General features: G+C 57.7%; 1 protein-coding gene. It reads right to left on the bottom strand.

Features of this window, described 5'->3' with window-relative positions; translation table 11 throughout:
- Window positions 1-121: 121 nt before the first annotated feature.
- Window positions 122-1822, bottom strand: a complete 1701-nt coding sequence (locus WCB02_RS31880; RefSeq protein ID WP_423964476.1) for a methyl-accepting chemotaxis protein — start codon at window positions 1820-1822, stop codon at window positions 122-124.
- Window positions 1823-1980: the final 158 nt, after the last annotated feature.

Below are 1980 nucleotides of genomic sequence, written 5' to 3'. Positions count from 1 at the left end.
CCCCGCAACAGATCAGGAGCGCTGCCGGGATGGTGTAGGAGCGAAAGAACAGAAACTGCATCGGTGAGACCCTGCCTGCAAGTCTATTTAGACGCGCCGGCAGGGTCAAACGGGAGTCGAATTATGCCGCCCTTGGTTTCGGGCGGTTGATGGGCTGAACGCGCCCGGCAGCACCTGGTCGAGCGCCGGTGGGGCGTCCGCCGACAGAATCAGTGGCCTCTCCTACGCAAAATTCGTTCACCAGGTGATGCAGTTCCGAGGCCAGCTCGGAAAGGTGCCCGCAGGCTGCGGCGGTTTGATCCGCATTGGCCGAAGAAGTCTGGGTAAGGCCGGAGATCTGAGAAATACTGGAACTGATCTGCTCCGCCGCACCGTTCTGCTCCGATGCCGCACTGGCGATTTGGGCAACCATGCTGCCGACCTGGTCCGACATGCCGATGATTTCCTTCAGAGCCTGTCCGGTCTCGCTAGTTTTCTTGACGCCGACTTCCACTTCCCGTTGGCCTTCCTCGATTGCCGAAACGGCCACCTTGGTTTCGGTTTGGATGGTCTGAATCATGCCGGCAATTTCCTTGGTTGCCGAAGCGGTCCGCTCAGCCAGGCGCCGAACTTCACCGGCAACTACAGCGAATCCACGGCCCTGTTCTCCGGCGCGTGCCGCCTCAATTGCGGCATTCAACGCGAGCAGGTTGGTTTGGCCGGCGATCTCTGTAATCACAGCGACGATGTTGCCGATCTTTTCAGAGCTCTTGCCCAACTCGAGAATGCGGCTGGCGGCATTGCTGGTGGATGTGGCAATGCTGTTCATCGTGATCAGAGTTTCATCCGCGATCTCGCCACCCTTGCGCGCCGACGTTGCCGACTGTTTGGATGCCACCGAGGCATGCTCCGCATGATCTGCAACTTCGCGGACCGTGGCTGTCATCTCCTGCATTGCGGATGCTACCTGTACCGCCTGCTCGGCCTCGCCATGAGCGCTGCTCGAATTCTGCTTGGCGCCTTGCGAGATCTCTTCTGTGGCGCCGGCCAGTTGCTCGGCAGATTGGGTGATCGACCGCACCATGCGCGAGAGGTTGGCTTTCATGGTGTTGAGAGCACGGCCCGCCTGACCTAGCTCGTCATTAGTGGTGACCTCAACATCGGGAATACACAAGTTGTGTTGGGAGATCGCTTCCACGACCGAAACGATTTGCGTGATCGAGGTAACCAGGGAGCGGATGACAAAGATCGCGATGCCGATGCCGATCGCAAATCCCAGAGCGGTCATGATCGGGATGATAGATACCGCCGACTTGTTGCCGGCAATTTGATCCTTCGATGCTTTGTCGGCGAGATTGCCGTACCAGCTCATCAAATCGTCCGTGCTCTTTTTCAGGTCGAGCTTTGCTTGCTTCGCGCCTTCGCCATAGAAGATTTCGAGGGCCCCGGCGTGGTCTCCCGATTGCTGCTTTTGAAGGGCTTGATCCACGAAGCCGTCATATCTTGCGTTCTGTTCTTGAATCGCTGCAAAGAGCTGATGGCTCGTAGGGGTGGTCAGCAGCGGCTGGAGCTCATCCGACTTCTGCTGAAACTCCACGCGCGCGGCGGTCAAATATTTGCTGTCGTCATGAAGAAGCGCATCGCGTCCGCCAACTTTTTCTTTTTCGATGGCAAGCTGCATTTCTCCACCCAGATGCTGCTTTTGGGTGTTGAACTTGACCGTCCCAGCCAGTGTTTGAGTAGTGAGGGCGGTTTTGAGCGCCATGCCTCCGACCAGCAACAAGATCAGAAGCAGGGCGCCGCAGTTGATCCACAATTTCGCTTTCAGACTCAGTTTCTTCACTTGATCGCCTCTCCATTGCCCGCGGTGTGATTGCGACCACGCATCGCTCGCCTCGAGCGCATCTGCCCTTGATGCCATGAATAGGCAAAACTGGAATAGGCAGACTACGCCCGCCCCCAAAGAGAGGGCCGCAGACTCTCTGTAGCCTTATCGGCGTT

Origin of the sequence: Bradyrhizobium sp. (assembly GCF_049581145.1) — a bacterium.
In the GTDB taxonomy this organism is placed as follows: domain Bacteria; phylum Pseudomonadota; class Alphaproteobacteria; order Rhizobiales; family Xanthobacteraceae; genus Bradyrhizobium.
Note: the sequence above shows the minus strand (reverse complement) of the source record. Positions and strands in the feature narration are given on the sequence as shown.